General features: G+C 64.1%; 1 protein-coding gene. It reads left to right on the forward strand.

Translation table 11 applies throughout. From position 1 onward, the window contains the following. Nucleotides 1–225 (forward strand): FixH family protein (locus tag RVY79_RS20810; RefSeq protein WP_317466502.1); only part of this gene is annotated, 225 nt, incomplete at its 5' end. Nucleotides 226–251: the final 26 nt, after the last annotated feature.

Raw genomic sequence — 251 nt, forward strand, 5'->3', positions numbered from 1 at the left:
TCCGTGCCTGACGCCGTCATCTTCGCGACCCGTCTCGACATGGCTCCGGACGGTATGCAGGAGATGGCAACCAAGATCGCGCCGGTGCCGGGCGCGGAGCCGGGCAGTTACAAATTCAAGGCAACGTTTGGCATGGCGGGCCGCTGGCAGCTTTCGCTCGGCGCCAAGGTTCAGGGCGAAACTGGCACCGTCGAGAATAAGCTCGTCATCACGGCGCAGAAATGACCCGCGCCGTTCTCGCAAGCGCTGCC

This window comes from Chromohalobacter sp. HP20-39, from assembly GCF_033052815.1.
In the GTDB taxonomy this organism is placed as follows: Bacteria; Pseudomonadota; Gammaproteobacteria; order Pseudomonadales; family Halomonadaceae; genus Chromohalobacter.